This window comes from Phenylobacterium sp. P4_E10 (assembly GCF_056401675.1).
Window position 1 is genome coordinate 108453 of the sequence record NZ_JBFUIW010000011.1, and the last position, 15465, is coordinate 123917.

Below are 15465 nucleotides of genomic sequence, written 5' to 3' on the forward strand. Positions count from 1 at the left end.
GGGCCCATGCAGACCCAGAACCCCTTCCTGGACGAGTTCGCCAAGCTGACCGCCGCCGCCATGGGCATCGCCCAGACCGCCGGCGACGAGGCTAAGGCGGCGTTTCGCGCCCAGGCCGACCGCTTCGTGGCGGACTTCGATCTAGTCCGCCGCGACGACCTCGACGCCCTTAAGGCCGAGATCGTCGCTCTGCGCGAAGAAGTCGCGGCGCTGAAGACTGCTGCTGCGAAAAAGGCCGCCAAGTAACACTAGGCTCCAAACACGCGAATGTGGCTCGCCCGGTGAAAGAAGCCGGGTGACGAACGAGCCGCGAAGCAGCTTACTTTCAATGTCGCAGGCGATTCGATGGCCGGCTTGGCCGCGACGCCCTTTGCGAAAGGACCGCCGGTCTAATGGACACTCCGCAATCTGACGAAGACGTCCTGGTCACCTTGGACCCGCTGGACGTGGTCGAGCATGTGCTGACGGCCGAGAACCTGCAGTTTGACCGTACCGAGGATGGCGACCTCGCCTTCGCCCTGACCGGGGACTGGAAGGACTACGAGCTGTGGTTCGCCTGGCGCCCTGAAGCCGACTGCCTGCAGCTTTGCCTGTCGATCGACCTGCAGGCCACCGCCGAGCAGCGCACGGCGGCGTTCGAACTGATCTCCACTCTCAACCAGCGCGTCTGGCTGGGCCACTTCGAGGTCTGGGACGACGGCGAGATCATCTTCCGCCATTCGATGGCGCTGATGACCGGCGAACGTCCGAGCCTGGCTCAGGCGGCGGCGATGATCGACGTGGCGATGGAGGCGGCCGACCGCTTCTATCCGGCGTTCGACTTCCTGGTGCGTGGGTCGAAGTCGGCGGCCGACGCCGTGGCGGCCTGCATGTTCGAGACCGTCGGCGAGGCCTAGGGCCGACACCAAGCACTGAGGACTACCGATGACGCCGATCCTGATGCTGGGCGCCGGCCGTATGGGCGGGGCGCTGATCGAGGGTTGGCGCGCGGCTGGAGCCTTCAAGGCCAGCGACCTGATCATCCGCGAGCCTCACGCGAACCCCACGCTGGAGGCGGCGCAGGCGGCCGGCGCGCTGGTCAACCCCGCGGACGCCGAATTGGCGCGGGCCAAGACCGTGCTGCTGGCGGTCAAGCCGCAGATGTGGCGCGAGGCGGCGGCGGAGGTCGCCGCGCACCTGGCGCCCGACGCGGTGATCGTCTCCATCGCCGCCGGCGTGAAGGCCGCCGACATCTCCCAAGCCCTGGGCGGCCGCAAGGTCGCGCGGATCATGCCGACCACGGCTGTTGCGGTCGGCCAGGGGACGGCGAGCATCTATGCCGACGACGTCGAAGCCTTGGCCCGGGCCCGCGCCCTGTTCGATCCGGTCGGGACGGTGGTGGAGTTGTCGGACGAGGGGCTGATGCACGCGGCCACCGGAGTCTCCGGCTCGGCCCCAGCCTATCTCTACGCCTTCGTCGAAGCTCTGGAGGCAGCCGGCGCCGCGGCCGGCCTGCCGCCGGCCGACTCCGCCCGGCTCGCACGCTCGACCATCGCCGGCGCGGCCGCGCTGATGGCGCGCAGCGGCGAGGAGCCGGCCGAGTTGCGCAAGCAGGTGACTTCGCCGGGCGGCACCACCCAGGCGGCGCTGGACGTGCTGCTGGGCGAGGGCGGATTCCCCGAACTACTGCGCAAGGCCGTGGCGGCTGCGGCGCGGCGCTCGAAGGAACTGGGCGGCTAGCAGGCCCGCCCCACTACGGGGAGTGAGGCGGGATCCTAGTTCGATCGCTTCCAGGTCTGGGCCTGGCACACCACCGAGACGCAGCCTTCGACCTTGAGGGTGCCGTCGGTGTTGGCGCTCATCTTCGAGCCGTAGGTCTTGCCCGAGCTGGGATCGTAGATCTTGCCGCCCGTCCACCTGCCAGGGCCGGCCGGCTTGAAGTCGCGGATCATCAGCATGCCGATCAGCGACCGGTCGCGCAGCGACGCGTCAGGATTGTTGGCGTCCTTGGCCGGGCCGTTCTTCAGCCAGGTGATCTGACCGCACATCTTGGCCTTGTCCGCACAGGGCGCGACCTTGATCTTGGCGGTGCCGGCCTGAACCAGCCAGAGCCCCTCGACCGGGTCGGCGGCCAGAGCCGGGGCGGCGAGGGATGCGACGGCGAGCGTCGCGAGGGCGAGACGGGCTAGCGACATGGGGCTCTCTCCAGGGCTGTGCGCGGGGAGAGTCTGACCGAACGGCGCTATCCGGGCAATCTCACAACCGCGCGAAGGCCGCCGAGCGGCGAACGGTCGAGCATGATGTCGCCGCCATGGCTGCGGGCGACGTCGCGGGCGATGGCGAGGCCCAGGCCGACGCCCTTCTCGTTCTGGTTCCGGGCTTCATCGAGGCGGTTGAAGGCCTTGAAGGCGTCTTCGTAGCGCTCCTGGGGAATGCCCGGACCATCGTCGTCGACCACGATCTCGATGCCGCCGCCGGCGCGGGGATTGGCGGCGACCTCGACCCGCTCGCCATGGGCGGCGGCGTTCATCACCAGGTTGGAGAGGGCGCGCTTCAGCGCGTTGGGCCGCACCGCCGCCATCAGGCCGGGATCGGCGGTGACACGGACCTGAGCGCCGGCGCGCACAGCGCCCTCGCTTACCTCCTCGATCAGGTCCTTCAGGTGCACGCTCTCGACGCCCTCGCCGCCCTCGCCGCGGGCGAAGGCGAGATACTCGTCGATCATGTGCTCCATCTCGGCGAGGTCGCGCTTCATGTCCGCGGTGCGCGGGCCGGGATCGGCCAAGGCCAGCTCCAGCTTCAGGCGGGTGAGCGGAGTGCGCAGGTCGTGGCTGACGCTGGCGAGCAGAGCGGTGCGCTGGTCGATGTGGCGCTGGATCCGCGACTTCATGGCCAGGAAGGCGTGGGCCGCCTGGCGCACCTCGCGGGCCCCGCTGGGCTTGAAGGCCGGCGCGTCGATGCCGCGGCCGAAGTCGTCCGCGGCGGAGGCCAGGCGCTCGATGGTGCGGGTCTGGTTGCGGATGAACAGGATGGCGATGGCGGTCAGCAGGATGGTCGCCATGGCCATCCACAGGACGAAGATGTGGCCCTGGGTGGCGAAGGCGCGGTCGCGCGGCGCCAGGATGCGGATCACGCCCTGGTCGACCTTCACCCGGATGTCGACGTAGGCCGGGTAGCGGGTGGTGTCGAACCAGAAGGGCGAGTCCAGGCGCTGGGCGAGCGCCCGCTCGATGGCGCGGTCTACGACGGCGAAGGTGTTGGTGCGCCGGCTTTGCGGCAGGTCGCGGCCCGGCTGCAGGACAATGGAGAGGTTCAGCGACTTCTCCGCCCGGTCCGCGATCCGCTCGAGCGTCGCCGGCGTCGGATCGTCCTGATAGCTCTCGACGGCCCAGGCCACCTCGCCGGCCAGGCCGTCCGACAGGCGGCTGGTGACCGTCTGCCAGTGGGCGTCGAAGAAGATCCAGGTGACGGCGATCTGCATCAGCGCCACCGGCAGGATGATGATCAGCAGCGAGCGGCCGAACAGCGAGGTCGGCAGGCTGCGCTTGATCATCCGCTGGACCAGCCGCGGTTCGAGCCGGCGAGGGAGCTTCATGCGTCTTTCTCGCACGCCAAGCTGGCGCTGCGAATGGTCATCAATCCGGCGCCAGCAGGTAGCCGACGCCCCGCACCGTCTGCAGGTAGCGAGGAGTCTTGGGATCGTTCTCGATCTTGCGGCGCAGGCGGGTGACCTGGACGTCGACCGCGCGGCCGGAGGGTTCGACAGTCTCGCGCGCCAGCTCCAGGCGATCGACCGGTTCGTGCGGGCTGCGGGCCAGGCGCTTGAGCAGCGCCACCTCGGCCTCGGTCAGGCGGATCAGGACGCCGTCGCGGCTGAGCTCGCCGCGCTCGAGGTCGAAGGCGCAGGCCCCGAGCGAAATGGTCCCGTTGCCGGCGCCGGTCGGCCGCGCGTCTGTGCGGCGCAGGATGGCCTCGATGCGCAGCAGCAGTTCCTCGGGCTCGAAGGGCTTGGCCAGGTAGTCGTCGGCGCCAAGCTTGAGCCCCTCGATGCGGTCCTCGGCCAGGCCCCGGGCGGTCAGCATCAGCACCGGGGTGCGGCCGGCCGCACCCTTGCGCTCGCGCAGCCAGCGGGTCAGCGAGAAGCCGTCCTCGCCCGGCATCATCACGTCGAACACGGCCAGGTCGAAGTCGATGGTCTCGATCAATTTGCGGGCCGCCGCCCCGCCCGGCGCGGCGGTGACGCGGAAGCCGTGCCGCGCCAGGTACTGCTTGAGCAGGTCGCGGATGCGGTCGTCGTCATCGACCACCAGCAGGTGACGGTCAGGAGTTTCGACCAAGGCCATCAGGCGCCTCCGCTCTTCATCCGCCCGCCAGCAAGCGCCGACAGGATACGCCTGGCGCCGGCCACGCCGTCCAGGCCGCCAACCCGATAGGACCGGGCGATGAGGGCGCGCAAGCGTTCAGCCACGCTCTCCTCGAAGGCTCGGCCGGCCTCCGTGAGCGTGGCGGCGCGGCGGCGAGCGTCCAGATCCCCCGCGACTTTTTCGACCAGGCCCTTGGCCTCCAGGTCCACGAGGACGCGGCTGGCGGCCTGCTTGGAGAGGCTGGTCAGGTGGGCCAGCTCCTGGACCCCGACGCCCGGCCGACGCTTGAGCAGAAAGGCCGCGCGCCAGTGCGAGCGCCCAAGACCGAGGCCGCTCTGCGCCTCCAACGCGGCGTCGACGACCTCCCACACCGCCGCTTCGGCAAGCAGCAGCATTTCGAGCCCCGCGTCGAGCTCGTCCTCACGCAAAATCAGCCGGGGATCAGCTGCGGCCATTACAATCGGAAACCCATTTTGTTTGACGTGGCGTCCCCGGGGGGCTGTAAGGGGGCCTTATCGAAAGGAGGACTTTCCCTCATGTCACTAGTGCCCTTTGACGATCGCGACGGATGGATCTGGCTGGACGGCCAGTTCGTGCCCTGGCGCGAGGCTAAGGTGCACGTATTGACCCACGGCCTCCATTACGCCTCGGCAGTGTTCGAAGGCGAGCGGATGTATGGGGGAGAGATCTACAAGCTGACCGAGCATACCGAGCGTCTGTTCAAGTCGGCTGAGATCCTCGATTTCGAAATTCCGTTCACGGTGGCCGAGATCGACCAGGCCTGCAAGGACACCTGCGCCAAGAACGGCCTGACGGACGCCTACATCCGTCCGATCGCTTGGCGCGGTTCGGAGATGATCGGCGTGTCCGCGCAGCAGACCAAGATCCACGTGGCCATCGCCGTGTGGGACTGGCCGAGCTACTTCAAGCCCGAAGAGCGCGCCAAGGGCATCCGCATGTGCTGGGCGAAGTACAAGCGCCCGTCGCCGGAAACCGAGCCGGTTCATGCCAAGGCCACTGGCCTCTACATGATCTGCACGATCTCCAAGCACGCGGCCGAGAAGGCCGGCTTCACCGACGCGATGATGCTCGACTACCGCGGCTACATCGCCGAGAGCACCGGCTCCAACGTGTTCTTCGTGAAGGACGGCGCGCTGCACACCCCGACCCCCGATTGCTTCCTGAACGGGATTACCCGCCAGTCGGTGATCGCGCTCGCCAAGAGCAAGGGCGTCGAGGTGATCGAGCGCCACATCAAGCCGGAGGAGCTCGCGGGCTTCACCGAATGTTTCGTGGTCGGCACCGCCGCCGAGGTCACCCCGGTGTGCGAGATCGGCGAGTACACCTTCACGCCCGGCAAGCTGTCGCTCGGGCTGATGGACGACTACGCGAAGATGGTGCGCCGCGAACTGGTCGCGGCCTAAGATCCATCGTCAGAAACGAGGAACGCCGCCCGGGTCCCGGGCGGCGTTTTTCATGGGCGGATGGGATGGGGGGATCCGCCCTCCAGCCGCGCCCTTGGTGTCGCCTGCGCTCCCATGCAGCGGCGCCAGCCTCAGGTCAGCTACGAATCCCCCCGCGCCGTCGCCCCCCATAGCGTCGACGAGAGTTCATGCTGCCAAAGGATGTGATGCTGGTCTAGCGGCAGGGCGCCTGCCACGGAGGCGAGACGCCCGCCACGCCGCCGTTTCGAGCGGCGGCGCGGCGGGGCGCCCTTAAATCAGCCAAGTGTTCGGGCGGGGATAGGCTTCGCCCTGCGACAGGTAGATCAGGCCGACCACGCAGCGGACGGCGAACCAGACCCCGACGGCGCCCCAGAGGAAGAGGAACAGCATCAGGAACGGGATGCCGACCAGCACGATCGACAGGATGGCGCTGATCCCGATCAGGACGCCCAGCGCCAGGAAGATGGCCAAGCCGATCCAGAAGGTGCGGATCAGGAAGGTGTAGTGGGACCGCATGACCGGGCCAGCGGTGTCGCGATTCATATGCGCGATGACCAGGCCGACCAGAATGGTGAAGCCGTTGACCAGTCCGAGCAGGTAGAGGCCGTAGGCCACGGCCGGCAGGGTGCGGTCTTCAGTCGTCACGACGGCAGGGTTGGTGTCGCTCAATTCAGTCTCCCAAGGTGTTCCCAAGCGGAACGTCTGAACGAAATGTGGCCCCGTTTCGTCCCATTGCTAGTTTAATTCGCGTTCATGTGAGCGCCGTCACTTGAAGCGACCGGCCCGCAACCAGGGCAGCGCCGCGGCGCCCAGTAGCACCAGGAAGATCAGACGGGCCGCCAGGGCCACGCCGAGCAGCCATGCGCCCGCCAGACCCGCGGCCAGCAGCACTGCGAGCGCGCCGATCGCCATCAGGCCCATGATCCAGACGACGGCCTCCATTGCGCGAGTAGAGTGGTGGACGCGATGACCTGGCGCGGCGGCGTCCACGGCGGCCAGGAAGGCTTCGAAACTCTTGCTCTGATCCTGCGGCCGCAGGACCTCGCCGTAACCCAGCGCGGGGATGGTCAGCCGGCGGCGGCGAAACTGCAGCACCGCGCCGCGGTTCAGCCGGCTGACCCTGCGCAGTTCGTTCAATGGGAAGCGACGCTCGCGGCGGGCGCGGCGTTCGACGATCTCGCCGTCTTCCAGCGACCAGACCGTCTCCCGCTGCAAGGGCGATAGCCGCGCGGCGTAGGCGGCCACTACGTTCAGCCGCGGACGACGGTGATCTCGACCCCAGCGGCCGCGGCGTGCGGCGCAAGCGCCAGGGGCTTTTCAACCCGCACGCGGGCGCGCATCACCCGCGGGTCGGTCAGGCAGGCGCGGGCCAGCCGCTCGGCGAAGTCCTCGACCAGCTGGATGTGGCCCTCGGCGACGATGGCCCGGGCGGACTCGCCGATGGATTCGTAGTTAACGGTGTCGGCCAAGCGGGTGGCGCCGGCGGTGGGAACGTCAAGCTCGACATCTACCACCAGCGGCTGGGCCTTGCCCTTCTCATGAGCGTAGACGCCGATCTCGGCTTCGACCTTCAGGCCGGTGACGAAGACCTTGGTCATGACCACGCGGCCTTGAGGCTCAGGCGTGGCGTCCGAAGTCTGCTGCTGCAACGATGGAACCAAGTGCGCTCCGTTAGGCCAGGTGTTGGCCGGCGTCGACCGCGATCATCTGGCCCGTCACTGACGTTGCGTCAATGAGATAGCTCAGCGCATGGCCGATCTCGGTCGGGTCGACCGCCCGCTTGAGCAGGGTGGCGGCGACTTCTTCGTCGAATTCCGCGCCCTGCTGGTGGATCGAGGGCAGGGTGGGGCCCGGGCCGATCCCGTTCACGCGGATCCGGGGGGCCAACTCCTGGGCCAGCATCTGGGTGGCGGCCCAGAGCGCGCTCTTGGACAGCGTGTAGCTGAAGAAGTGGGGCGAGGGGGCGAAGACCCGCTGGTCCAGAATATTGACGATCAGACCGGCGCGGTCGGCGGGCAGCCGCCGGGCGAAGGCCTGGGCCAGGATCAGGGGACTGCGCAGGTTGGTCTGGAAGTGCGCGTCCCAGGAGGCGCGGTTCATGCTGGCGAACGAGTCGTCCTCGAACACCGAGGCGCAGTTCACCAGCAGGGTGACAGGACCGAGTTCGGACTCCACGTCGCCGACCAGCGGGGCGGTGGCGCCCTCGTCGCGCAGGTCGCAGGCGTGGATCGAGGCCTTGCGGCCCTTCGTGCGGATATCAGCCGCGGCGGACTGGGCGTCGTCGTCGACGCTGCGGACGTGGATGGCGACGTCGTATCCGGCCGCGGCGGCGGCCAGGGTCAGGACCCGGCCGATTCTACGCGAGCCCCCGGTAATCAGGGCCGCGCCGCGCGTGGTCTCGGCCAAGGCGGCTTAGTCGAGCCGGCCGAATTCGTAGAAGTTCAGCGCGCCGACGACGACGATGAAGGCAAGGATGGTCAGGATCGCGGTCATAGGAAGCTCCGGCGTTGTGAGATCGGCTTTAGAGCGGGCGCGGGAGGTTCGCAAGTGCCAGACGGCCGCCTCGGAGGTTCGCAAGCGCCTGGGAACCCAAGCGGCTCTCGGGCTTTGCTTTATGCGGGGCGTCGCCCTGCGGCTTCGCCCGATGGCAGGAGCACACAGATGATCAAAGACCAGGAGTCCTTCGAAGCGGCCCTCCAAAGGGTGGCGGATCTTCTGGAGCATCCCCCCGCGCACGGCACGGCGGAGGATCAGGAATTCGGCCTGCTGCTGCACGACATCGAGCTGTTCCATCCGACCGCGCTGACCGCGCCGCCGGACACCAACTTCGCCCAACTCGGCCGGCAGGCGGAGACGCTGTTGAGCCGCGCCAACGACTTCCAGGCCAAACGCGAGGCGCGGGAAAAGCAGGAGAAGTGGACCAGCTTCCCCGAGGACGGCCAGGGAATCGGACCGACGACCGGCGTCTAGGCGCCGGGGATCCTTCCAGCGGCGATCAGCGCATCCAACTCACCCGTGAAGCCGTCGAACCATGGCTGGGCGCGCAGGTCGTCCAGGGTGTCAATTTCGGCGTTGGACCAGCTCCGATCAGGACTGTCACTCAGGGACCGCATGGCCTTCATCAGGAGGTCGGCGAGGGGCGTCGACGCCCCAGCCACTGGCGTTCTGCCCTCCTGTTTGATGAGCAGCTCATAGTTCGCCTGCGAGGCCGCGCGGGAATAGGCCCAGCGGGCGGAGGCCTTCTCCTCGGGACCAACCCCGTCCAAAAACGCGCGGAGGGCCTTCTGCCGATTGGAAGGCGGCTGGCCATCGAACGGATCAAAGAACAGTCCCTGCAATCCTGGCGTTTGGCCGTAGAAGCCCATGACCATGGCCTCCTGCTCGGACATAAGGGTGCGGGCGAGCGCCTGTTCCTCGGCGGTGAAGGCCCCGCCATGGTTGCTCGTGACGGCGTATAGCGAGCGCCGATCCAAGCCGCCCATCAGCGTGTGCGCATCCCGGCCGCACGGGCTGCGGACGTCGAACGGCTTCCCGCTGGCCTCCATGGCGGCGTACTGCAAGTCCATCCGCGCACGCGCATCGCTCGCCACATTCCCGAAATTCCGGCCCAGCGACGAAGACAGGGCGCCGGTCAGTCCGCCGGTCAGGCCGTTCGCCAAGGAGCCGTTGCGGCCTGGGAACAGGAGCGCGAAGCGCGACAACGGCGCGGCGGGATCGCCCGTCTCGGTCGTGTCCTGGTTGCGCACTGGCGGCGGCGGTTGGGCGACCGCATGAGGGTAGGCCGCGGTTTGTGGCGCGTCGGTCATGGTCCTGCTCCAGGGCATCGGCTGTGACCATGGTCGGACGTAGGGCCGGGCCGCGCAGCAAGTCAGCGGCGAACGCGCAAGAGTTTGCGACGGCGCTGAATCCACCCCTTGTCGAACCGTGATCGGCGGGGCCAAGGTCAAAGAAAAGGCCTTTGAGGAAACGCCATGCCCCTTCAGACCATCGCGCCGGGCGACCTGACCAAGGTCGCCGTGGGGATCGACCGACCCGAGGACGTGGTGGTCGGCCCCGATGGCCGGGTCTTCGCCTCCGACCACCAGTGCGCGGTGGCCGAGATCTTCCCCGACGGGTCGTTCAAGCGCATGGGGCCGAAGGGCGGCGCGCCCAACGGGATCAACATGGACGCCCAGGGTCGGGTGCTGATCGCCAACTTCGGGATCTATGACCGCCAGGACGGGCCGCTGCAGCGGTTCGACCCGGCCACCGGCGAACACGAAAACCTGCTGATAGAGGTCGGCGGGCGACGGCTGACCAGCGCCAACTATCCGGTGATAGACCGCGCCGGCAACATCTGGTGCGCCAACTCCACCCACGCAGAAACCTGGCCACAGGCGCTGGACGGACGTCCGGACGGCTTCATCTTCGTGCTGCGCCCGGACGGGTCGAGCGAGGTGGTGGCCGAGGGGCTGAAGTTCCCGAACGGCCTGGCCCTGTCGGCCGACGAGCAATACCTGTTCTGCGCCCAGACCAGCGGCGCCGACGTGATGCGCTTCCCGATCCACGCGGGTGGCACGCTAGGCGCCGGCGGCCGCTACGGTCCGGTGCTGGGCCGGCTGCAGACCCCGGGCGGCGAGCCTGTGCCAAAGGCCGATCTCGGCTACACCGACGGCGTCGGCATGGACGCCGAGGGCAACCTTTGGGTCTGCCTGCCGGGTGCCGACAAGGTGGTGGCGATCACCCCGGAGCTGGAGGTCGTCGTGGTGATCCACGACCCCAGCGGCGAGGTGGTCAACCACCCGACCAACATCACCTGGGGCGGGCCGGACCTGAAGGACCTTTACATCGGCTCGATCCGCGCAGGTTATGTATTGAAAGGCCGTAGCCCGGTTGCGGGCCAGCCGCATGTGCACCAGTTGGGGAGACGAGTTTCGGCCTGAGTTCAGAGTCCGAATACGAAGCCTCTTCCACAGTGATCATTGATCACTAAAATGCTTGTTTGAAGCCGTCGGGGGATCTCGTCGGCGCTGAAAAATCCAACGAACGCCTCCGGGAGGACGTCATGCGCGAGTACCTGCAGTTCTACATCGACGGTCAGTGGGTCGATCCGGTCGAACCCAAGACGCTCGACGTCATCAACCCGGCGACCGAGAAGGTTGCGGGCAAGATCTCCCTCGGCGGCGCCGCCGACGTAGACAAGGCCGTGAAGGCCGCCCGCAAGGCCTTCGCCAGCTGGTCGCAGACCACCCGCGAAGAACGCCTGGACGTGCTGAACCGCATCCTGGCCGAGTACCAGAAGCGCTTCGGCGATCTGGCCACCGCCGTGACTGAGGAAATGGGCGCTCCGTCCTCGCTCGCCCAGCGCGCACAGGTTCCGATCGGCATGGGCCACCTGGGCACCGCCGCCGCCGTGCTGAAGGACTTCAAGTTCAGCGAAGACCGCGGCCCGACGATGATCGTCAAGGAGCCGATCGGCGTCTGCGGCTTCATCACCCCCTGGAACTGGCCGCTGAACCAGATCGTCTGCAAGGTGGCTCCGGCCATCGCGACCGGCTGCACCATGGTGCTGAAGCCGTCGGAAGTCGCGCCGTTCACCGGCCAGATCTTCGCTGAGATCATGCATGCCGCCGGCGTCCCGGCCGGCGTGTTCAACCTGGTGCAAGGCGACGGCGCCGGCGTCGGCGTGGCGCTGTCGAGCCATCCGGACGTGGACCTGATCTCGTTCACCGGCTCGACCCGCGCCGGCATCGAGGTGGCCAAGAACGCCGCCCCGACCGTCAAGCGCGTGGCCCAGGAACTGGGCGGCAAGAGCCCGAACATCGTGCTCGACGACGAAGCCTTCGCCAAGGGCGTGGGCCGCGGCGTGGCCACCGTGATGACCAACTCCGGTCAGTCCTGCAACGCCCCGACCCGCATGCTGGTCCCGTCCCAGCGCATGGACGAGGCGATCGCCGTGGCCAAGGAAGCGGCCGCGACGGTCACCGTCGGCGATCCGAACGGCAACGCCCAGCTCGGCCCGGTGGTCTCCGAGGTGCAGTTCAACAAGATCCAGAAGCTGATCCAGGCCGGCATCGACGAGGGCGCGACCCTGGTCGCCGGCGGCGTCGGCCGTCCGGACGGACTGGACACCGGCTACTATGTGAAGCCGACCGTCTTCGCCAACGTCACCTCGGACATGACCATCGCCAAGGAAGAGATCTTCGGCCCGGTGCTGTCGATCCTCGGCTACGAGAACGTCGATCAGGCCATCGCGATCGGCAACGACACCGAGTATGGCCTGGCCGCCTATGTCCAGGCCGCCGACCTCGCCAAGGCTCGCGAAGTGGCTTCCAAGCTGCGCGCCGGCCAGGTGTCGATCAACGGCGGCGGCGGCGACCTGATGGCGCCGTTCGGCGGTTACAAGATGAGCGGCAACGGACGCGAGTGGGGCGATTTCGCCTTCAACGAGTTCCTCGAAGTGAAGGCCGTCCTCGGCTACGCGCCGAAGGAAGCGGCCGAGTAAGGCTCGCCTAGATCCTCCCCTTCGGGGGAGGTGGCTTGCGGCGTAAGCCGCAAGACGGAGGGGGACGGCGCTTGGTCAAAGTCCCCCTCAGTCAGCCAATCGGCTGACGGCTCCCCCAGCAGGGGAACATCCGGGGCGGCGCGGCTTGCACAGCCGCGCCGTGCAGGATCATCCTCTCCGAAAAGAAGAGAGGTGGGAGGAACGATGTCCACGGACATTCGAAGCGTGGCCGACATCGCGCGCCATCATGCGCAGGTGCGGCCGAATGAGACCGCGATCTGGTTCGAGGGAGCGGTCACCACCTATGGCGACCTGGACCGGCTGTCCTCGCAATGCGCCCAGGCGCTGATCGCCGCCGGCGTGCGGCCCGGCGAGCGGGTCGGGGTGCTGGCCAAGGGTTGCGACGCCTTCTTCATCCTCTGGCTCGGCTGCCTGAAGGCTGGGGCCTGCCTGACGCCGGTGAACTGGCGGCTGGCGCCGCCGGAGATCGCCTTCGTGCTGAAGGACGCCGGCTGTCGGCTGGTGGTGACCGGGGCTGACTTCGCGTCACTGTTGGACAAGGTGCTCGCCGACGTCCCCGATCTGCAGACGGTGGTGCAGGTCGAACCCGGGCACGAGCGGTGGCCGGGTTTCGCCGAGTGGATCGGCCGGTTTCCGGCCGATGATCCCCACCTTCCCGCCGACCCGCAGGACGACGTCATCCAGCTCTACACCTCGGGCACGACGGGCCTGCCCAAGGGCGTCCAGCTGACCGAGCTGAACTACGCCACGGTGTTCGATTCCGCCCGCCAGCAGTGGGCGCAGTTCTCGCCCGGCATGGCGGTGCTGGTGGCGATGCCGCTGTTCCATGTGGCCGGCGCCAATCTCGGCATACTGGCCCTCCTGCAGGGCGCCAAAGCCATCGTGCTGCGCGAGCCCGACCCCGGGGTGATCCTGAAGGTGATCGAGCAGCACAGGATCGAGCACGCCTTCCTGGTGCCGGCGCTGATCAACATGATCCTCCAGCGGCCGGAGGTGGCGAGCACGGACCTGTCGAGCGTACGCAACATCTACTACGGCGCCTCGCCGATCTCCGAGGAGGTGCTGAAGCGCGCGCAGGCGACGTTCCCGGCCCAGTTCACTCAGCTCTACGGCCTGACCGAAACCATCGGCGGCGGGACCAACCTGCCGCCCGAGGCGCACGACCCGGCGCGGGGCAAGCTGCGCTCCTGCGGCATCCCGTCGGCCGGCTTCGAGGTCCGGGTCCGGATCGAGGAGCGCGACGCCGCGCCGTTCGAGGTCGGCGAGATCGAGATCCGCTCGCCGGGGGTGATGAAGGGCTACTGGAACCGCGCCGAGGCCACCGCCCAGGCGATCTGCCCGCAGGGCTGGTTCCGCAGCGGCGACGCCGGCTATTTCGACAACGACGGCTACCTGTTCATCCACGACCGGGTGAAGGACATGATCGTCTCCGGCGGCGAGAACATCTATCCCGCCGAGGTCGAGAACGCGCTGTTCTCCCACCCCGCCGTCGCCGACGCCGCGGTGGTGGGCGTGCCCGACGAGCGATGGGGCGAGGCGGTCAAGGCGTTCATCGTCGTGCGCCCCGGCGCAGAGGCCGACGCCGCGGTCATCATGGACCACTGCCGCGCGCTGATCGCGGGCTACAAGGTCCCCAAGTCCGTCGACTTCATCGCGGTGCTGCCGCGCAATCCCTCCGGCAAGGTGCTGCGGCGAGAGCTGCGCGCGCCCTACTGGGAAGGGCTGGGCCGCAATGTCGGTTGAGCTTCAAGAAGAGGAAGACCTGATGGACCCGCACTTCAAGGCGATGGTCGACGCTGCCGCGGCCCAGGCTGGCGAGGCCCCGCCGCTGGACGCCATCCCCCCGGCGATGATCCGCGCGGGCTATCAGATGCAGCGCAAGGCCACCGACCAGAACCCACCGCAGGACGTGGTCGCGAAGGACCTGCAGGTCGACGGCGCGGCCGGGCCGATCCCGGCGCGGCTCTACACCCCGGCCGGCGCCAAGTCCCCGAGCGGCGGCCTGGTCTATTTCCACGGCGGCGGCTTCACTATCGGCGACCTGGAGAGCCATGACGGCCATTGCCGGCGCCTGGCCTCGCTGGCCCGGGTGCGGGTGCTGGCGATCGACTACCGGCTGGCGCCGGAGCATCCGTTCCCGGCCGGGCACGACGACGCTCTGGCGGCCACCAAGTGGGCGTTCGACCACGCCGCCGAGATTGGCGTCGATCCGAAGCGGATCGCGGTGGGAGGCGACTCGGCCGGCGGCAACCTGGCCGCTTCGGTCTCGCTGGACCTGAAGGATGATCGGGCCCGCAAGATCGCCTTCCAGCTGCTGCTCTATCCGGGCATCTGGCCGGAGGAGGAGACCGCCTCGCGCAAGGCGCTGGACGGGCCGATCCTGACAAAGGCGGCGATCGCCTGGTTCGACAAGTCGCTGGCGGCGCTCGGCCATCCGCAGGCGGCGCGCGCCTTCCTCGGCAAGGCTACGCTATCGGCCGAGCTGCCGCCGGCGCTGGTGGTGACCGCCGGCTTCGACCCGCTGAAGGATGAGGGCCGCGACTTCGCCGCCGCGCTGAACGCCGCCGGCGCGAGCGCGACCCATGTCGAGTATTCGGGCCTGGTGCACGACTTCTACATCATGCCGGACGTGTCGCCGGCCGTGCATGAAGCGGTGAAGGAAACCGCCGCGGCGCTGAAGGCGGCGGTGGGGTAGCACCTCCCTGGAGACGGAGGGGGCCTGCTGAGTCAGCTATCCCCCTCAGTCAGCCATTCGGCTGACAGCTCCCCCAGTGGGGGAGCATCTATGTTCTTCCAGATCCTCCCTATTGGGGGAGGTGGATCGGCGCGTAGCGCCGAGACGGAGGGGGCCGCGTTAGCGGTCCTCCAGCGCCTGCCTGATCGTCGCCGTTGCGTCATCCACGTCCCGAAGCACCAGCTCGGCCGAGAAGCGAAGCGTCCGAACACCCGCCTCAGCCAACCAGGCGTCCCTGCGCTCGTCCCGCAGGGGCCGCGCCCCGGCGCCATGGCCGGCGCCATCCACCTCGACGCAAAGTTTGGCGGCGTCGCAGTAGAAATCGAGCACATAGGGGCCCACCGGGTGCTGCCGGCGGAAATGCAGGCCATTCAGCCTGCCGCCTTTGATCGCTTTCCAGAGCAGGACCTCGGGCAGCGACATGCTCTTGCGCAGCTT

20 protein-coding genes are annotated in these 15465 nt (G+C 68.3%); 9 read left to right on the forward strand and 11 right to left on the reverse strand.

Annotated features, from left to right (window positions below; translation table 11 throughout):
* The first annotated feature begins 6 nt into the window (after positions 1–6).
* From AC1DQJ_RS14185 to proC, 3 genes are all read left to right on the forward strand, one after another.
* Entirely contained in the window at positions 7–246 is a 240-nt protein-coding gene (locus AC1DQJ_RS14185; protein WP_477604351.1) for an accessory factor UbiK family protein, read from the forward strand.
* A 146-nt stretch (positions 247–392) separates the two neighbouring features.
* Positions 393–896 carry a type III secretion system chaperone family protein gene (locus tag AC1DQJ_RS14190; RefSeq protein ID WP_477604353.1) on the forward strand — a complete coding sequence of 168 codons (504 nt, stop codon included), beginning with the start codon at positions 393–395 and terminating at the stop codon, positions 894–896.
* A gap of 28 nt (positions 897–924) precedes the next feature.
* Positions 925–1719 carry a pyrroline-5-carboxylate reductase gene (proC, locus tag AC1DQJ_RS14195; protein WP_477604355.1) on the forward strand — a complete coding sequence of 265 codons (795 nt, stop codon included), beginning with the start codon at positions 925–927 and terminating at the stop codon, positions 1717–1719.
* Between the two features lie 35 nt (positions 1720–1754).
* On the opposite strand, the gene AC1DQJ_RS14200 is transcribed toward proC, so the two are convergent.
* From AC1DQJ_RS14200 to AC1DQJ_RS14215, 4 genes are read right to left on the reverse strand one after another with little or no spacing between them, the layout of a single operon-like run.
* Complete coding sequence (locus AC1DQJ_RS14200; RefSeq protein WP_477604357.1) at positions 1755–2174, reverse strand: DUF2147 domain-containing protein; 420 nt, start codon at positions 2172–2174, stop codon at positions 1755–1757.
* Positions 2175–2221: 47 nt separating this feature from the next.
* A complete protein-coding gene (locus AC1DQJ_RS14205; RefSeq protein ID WP_477604359.1) occupies positions 2222–3574 on the reverse strand; it encodes an ATP-binding protein in 1353 nt (450 codons plus the stop codon).
* A 40-nt stretch (positions 3575–3614) separates the two neighbouring features.
* Positions 3615–4322: a response regulator gene (locus AC1DQJ_RS14210; RefSeq protein WP_477604361.1), complete on the reverse strand. Its 708-nt coding sequence runs from the start codon at positions 4320–4322 to the stop codon at positions 3615–3617.
* Entirely contained in the window at positions 4322–4798 is a 477-nt protein-coding gene (locus AC1DQJ_RS14215) for a MarR family winged helix-turn-helix transcriptional regulator (RefSeq protein WP_477604363.1), read from the reverse strand. The genes AC1DQJ_RS14210 and AC1DQJ_RS14215 overlap by 1 nt, the downstream gene beginning before the upstream one ends.
* Positions 4799–4879: 81 nt before the next feature.
* On the opposite strand from AC1DQJ_RS14215, the gene AC1DQJ_RS14220 reads away from it, so the two are divergent.
* A complete protein-coding gene (locus tag AC1DQJ_RS14220) occupies positions 4880–5767 on the forward strand; it encodes a branched-chain amino acid aminotransferase (protein ID WP_477604365.1) in 888 nt (295 codons plus the stop codon).
* 291 nt (positions 5768–6058) lie between these two features.
* Here AC1DQJ_RS14220 and AC1DQJ_RS14225 read toward each other — a convergent pair whose 3' ends face one another.
* The 5 genes from AC1DQJ_RS14225 to AC1DQJ_RS14245 form a co-directional block, all read right to left on the reverse strand.
* Positions 6059–6457 (reverse strand): DUF4870 family protein, encoded by a 399-nt coding sequence (locus AC1DQJ_RS14225; protein ID WP_477604367.1) that lies wholly within the window; start codon positions 6455–6457, stop codon positions 6059–6061.
* Between the two features lie 96 nt (positions 6458–6553).
* Complete coding sequence (locus AC1DQJ_RS14230) at positions 6554–7033, reverse strand: hypothetical protein (RefSeq protein ID WP_477604368.1); 480 nt, start codon at positions 7031–7033, stop codon at positions 6554–6556.
* Positions 7034–7038: 5 nt separating this feature from the next.
* On the reverse strand, positions 7039–7386 hold the full coding sequence (folB, locus tag AC1DQJ_RS14235) for a dihydroneopterin aldolase (RefSeq protein WP_477604479.1): 348 nt from the start codon (positions 7384–7386) through the stop codon (positions 7039–7041).
* 73 nt (positions 7387–7459) lie between these two features.
* Positions 7460–8194: an SDR family oxidoreductase gene (locus AC1DQJ_RS14240; protein ID WP_477604370.1), complete on the reverse strand. Its 735-nt coding sequence runs from the start codon at positions 8192–8194 to the stop codon at positions 7460–7462.
* 6 nt (positions 8195–8200) lie between these two features.
* Complete coding sequence (locus tag AC1DQJ_RS14245; protein WP_477604372.1) at positions 8201–8365, reverse strand: hypothetical protein; 165 nt, start codon at positions 8363–8365, stop codon at positions 8201–8203.
* Positions 8366–8449: 84 nt separating this feature from the next.
* Here AC1DQJ_RS14245 and AC1DQJ_RS14250 point away from each other — a divergent pair, with 84 nt between their 5' ends.
* Positions 8450–8758 (forward strand): hypothetical protein, encoded by a 309-nt coding sequence (locus AC1DQJ_RS14250; RefSeq protein WP_477604374.1) that lies wholly within the window; start codon positions 8450–8452, stop codon positions 8756–8758.
* On the opposite strand, the gene AC1DQJ_RS14255 is transcribed toward AC1DQJ_RS14250, so the two are convergent.
* A complete protein-coding gene (locus AC1DQJ_RS14255) occupies positions 8755–9594 on the reverse strand; it encodes a hypothetical protein (RefSeq protein ID WP_477604376.1) in 840 nt (279 codons plus the stop codon). The genes AC1DQJ_RS14250 and AC1DQJ_RS14255 overlap by 4 nt on opposite strands.
* A 165-nt stretch (positions 9595–9759) precedes the next feature.
* Between AC1DQJ_RS14255 and AC1DQJ_RS14260 the strand changes: the two genes are divergently transcribed.
* From AC1DQJ_RS14260 to AC1DQJ_RS14275, 4 genes are all read left to right on the forward strand, one after another.
* Positions 9760–10710, forward strand: a complete 951-nt coding sequence (locus tag AC1DQJ_RS14260) for an SMP-30/gluconolactonase/LRE family protein (protein ID WP_477604377.1) — start codon at positions 9760–9762, stop codon at positions 10708–10710.
* Positions 10711–10832: 122 nt separating this feature from the next.
* Positions 10833–12272, forward strand: a complete 1440-nt coding sequence (locus AC1DQJ_RS14265; protein WP_477604379.1) for an aldehyde dehydrogenase family protein — start codon at positions 10833–10835, stop codon at positions 12270–12272.
* Between the two features lie 204 nt (positions 12273–12476).
* Complete coding sequence (locus AC1DQJ_RS14270) at positions 12477–14036, forward strand: long-chain-fatty-acid--CoA ligase (protein ID WP_477604381.1); 1560 nt, start codon at positions 12477–12479, stop codon at positions 14034–14036.
* On the forward strand, positions 14026–14988 hold the full coding sequence (locus tag AC1DQJ_RS14275; RefSeq protein ID WP_477604383.1) for an alpha/beta hydrolase: 963 nt from the start codon (positions 14026–14028) through the stop codon (positions 14986–14988). Before AC1DQJ_RS14270 ends, AC1DQJ_RS14275 begins: the two co-directional genes overlap by 11 nt.
* A gap of 159 nt (positions 14989–15147) precedes the next feature.
* Here AC1DQJ_RS14275 and AC1DQJ_RS14280 read toward each other — a convergent pair whose 3' ends face one another.
* Complete coding sequence (locus tag AC1DQJ_RS14280; protein WP_477604385.1) at positions 15148–15450, reverse strand: endonuclease domain-containing protein; 303 nt, start codon at positions 15448–15450, stop codon at positions 15148–15150.
* Positions 15451–15465 lie beyond the last annotated feature (15 nt).

Bases quoted from the DNA above. Each gene is read 5' to 3' on its own strand.
- AC1DQJ_RS14205 (WP_477604359.1), bottom strand. From the start codon at position 3,574: ATGAAGCTCCCTCGCCGGCTCGAACCGCGGCTGGTCCAGCGGATGATC.
- AC1DQJ_RS14190 (WP_477604353.1), top strand. From the start codon at position 393: ATGGACACTCCGCAATCTGACGAAGACGTCCTGGTCACCTTGGACCCG.
- folB (WP_477604479.1), bottom strand. From the start codon at position 7,386: ATGACCAAGGTCTTCGTCACCGGCCTGAAGGTCGAAGCCGAGATCGGC.
- AC1DQJ_RS14280 (WP_477604385.1), bottom strand. From the start codon at position 15,450: ATGTCGCTGCCCGAGGTCCTGCTCTGGAAAGCGATCAAAGGCGGCAGG.
- AC1DQJ_RS14265 (WP_477604379.1), top strand. From the start codon at position 10,833: ATGCGCGAGTACCTGCAGTTCTACATCGACGGTCAGTGGGTCGATCCG.
- AC1DQJ_RS14260 (WP_477604377.1), top strand. From the start codon at position 9,760: ATGCCCCTTCAGACCATCGCGCCGGGCGACCTGACCAAGGTCGCCGTG.
- AC1DQJ_RS14215 (WP_477604363.1), bottom strand. From the start codon at position 4,798: ATGGCCGCAGCTGATCCCCGGCTGATTTTGCGTGAGGACGAGCTCGAC.
- AC1DQJ_RS14255 (WP_477604376.1), bottom strand. From the start codon at position 9,594: ATGACCGACGCGCCACAAACCGCGGCCTACCCTCATGCGGTCGCCCAA.
- AC1DQJ_RS14275 (WP_477604383.1), top strand. From the start codon at position 14,026: ATGTCGGTTGAGCTTCAAGAAGAGGAAGACCTGATGGACCCGCACTTC.
- AC1DQJ_RS14270 (WP_477604381.1), top strand. From the start codon at position 12,477: ATGTCCACGGACATTCGAAGCGTGGCCGACATCGCGCGCCATCATGCG.
- AC1DQJ_RS14185 (WP_477604351.1), top strand. From the start codon at position 7: ATGCAGACCCAGAACCCCTTCCTGGACGAGTTCGCCAAGCTGACCGCC.
- AC1DQJ_RS14200 (WP_477604357.1), bottom strand. From the start codon at position 2,174: ATGTCGCTAGCCCGTCTCGCCCTCGCGACGCTCGCCGTCGCATCCCTC.
- AC1DQJ_RS14250 (WP_477604374.1), top strand. From the start codon at position 8,450: ATGATCAAAGACCAGGAGTCCTTCGAAGCGGCCCTCCAAAGGGTGGCG.
- AC1DQJ_RS14220 (WP_477604365.1), top strand. From the start codon at position 4,880: ATGTCACTAGTGCCCTTTGACGATCGCGACGGATGGATCTGGCTGGAC.
- proC (WP_477604355.1), top strand. From the start codon at position 925: ATGACGCCGATCCTGATGCTGGGCGCCGGCCGTATGGGCGGGGCGCTG.
- AC1DQJ_RS14210 (WP_477604361.1), bottom strand. From the start codon at position 4,322: ATGGCCTTGGTCGAAACTCCTGACCGTCACCTGCTGGTGGTCGATGAC.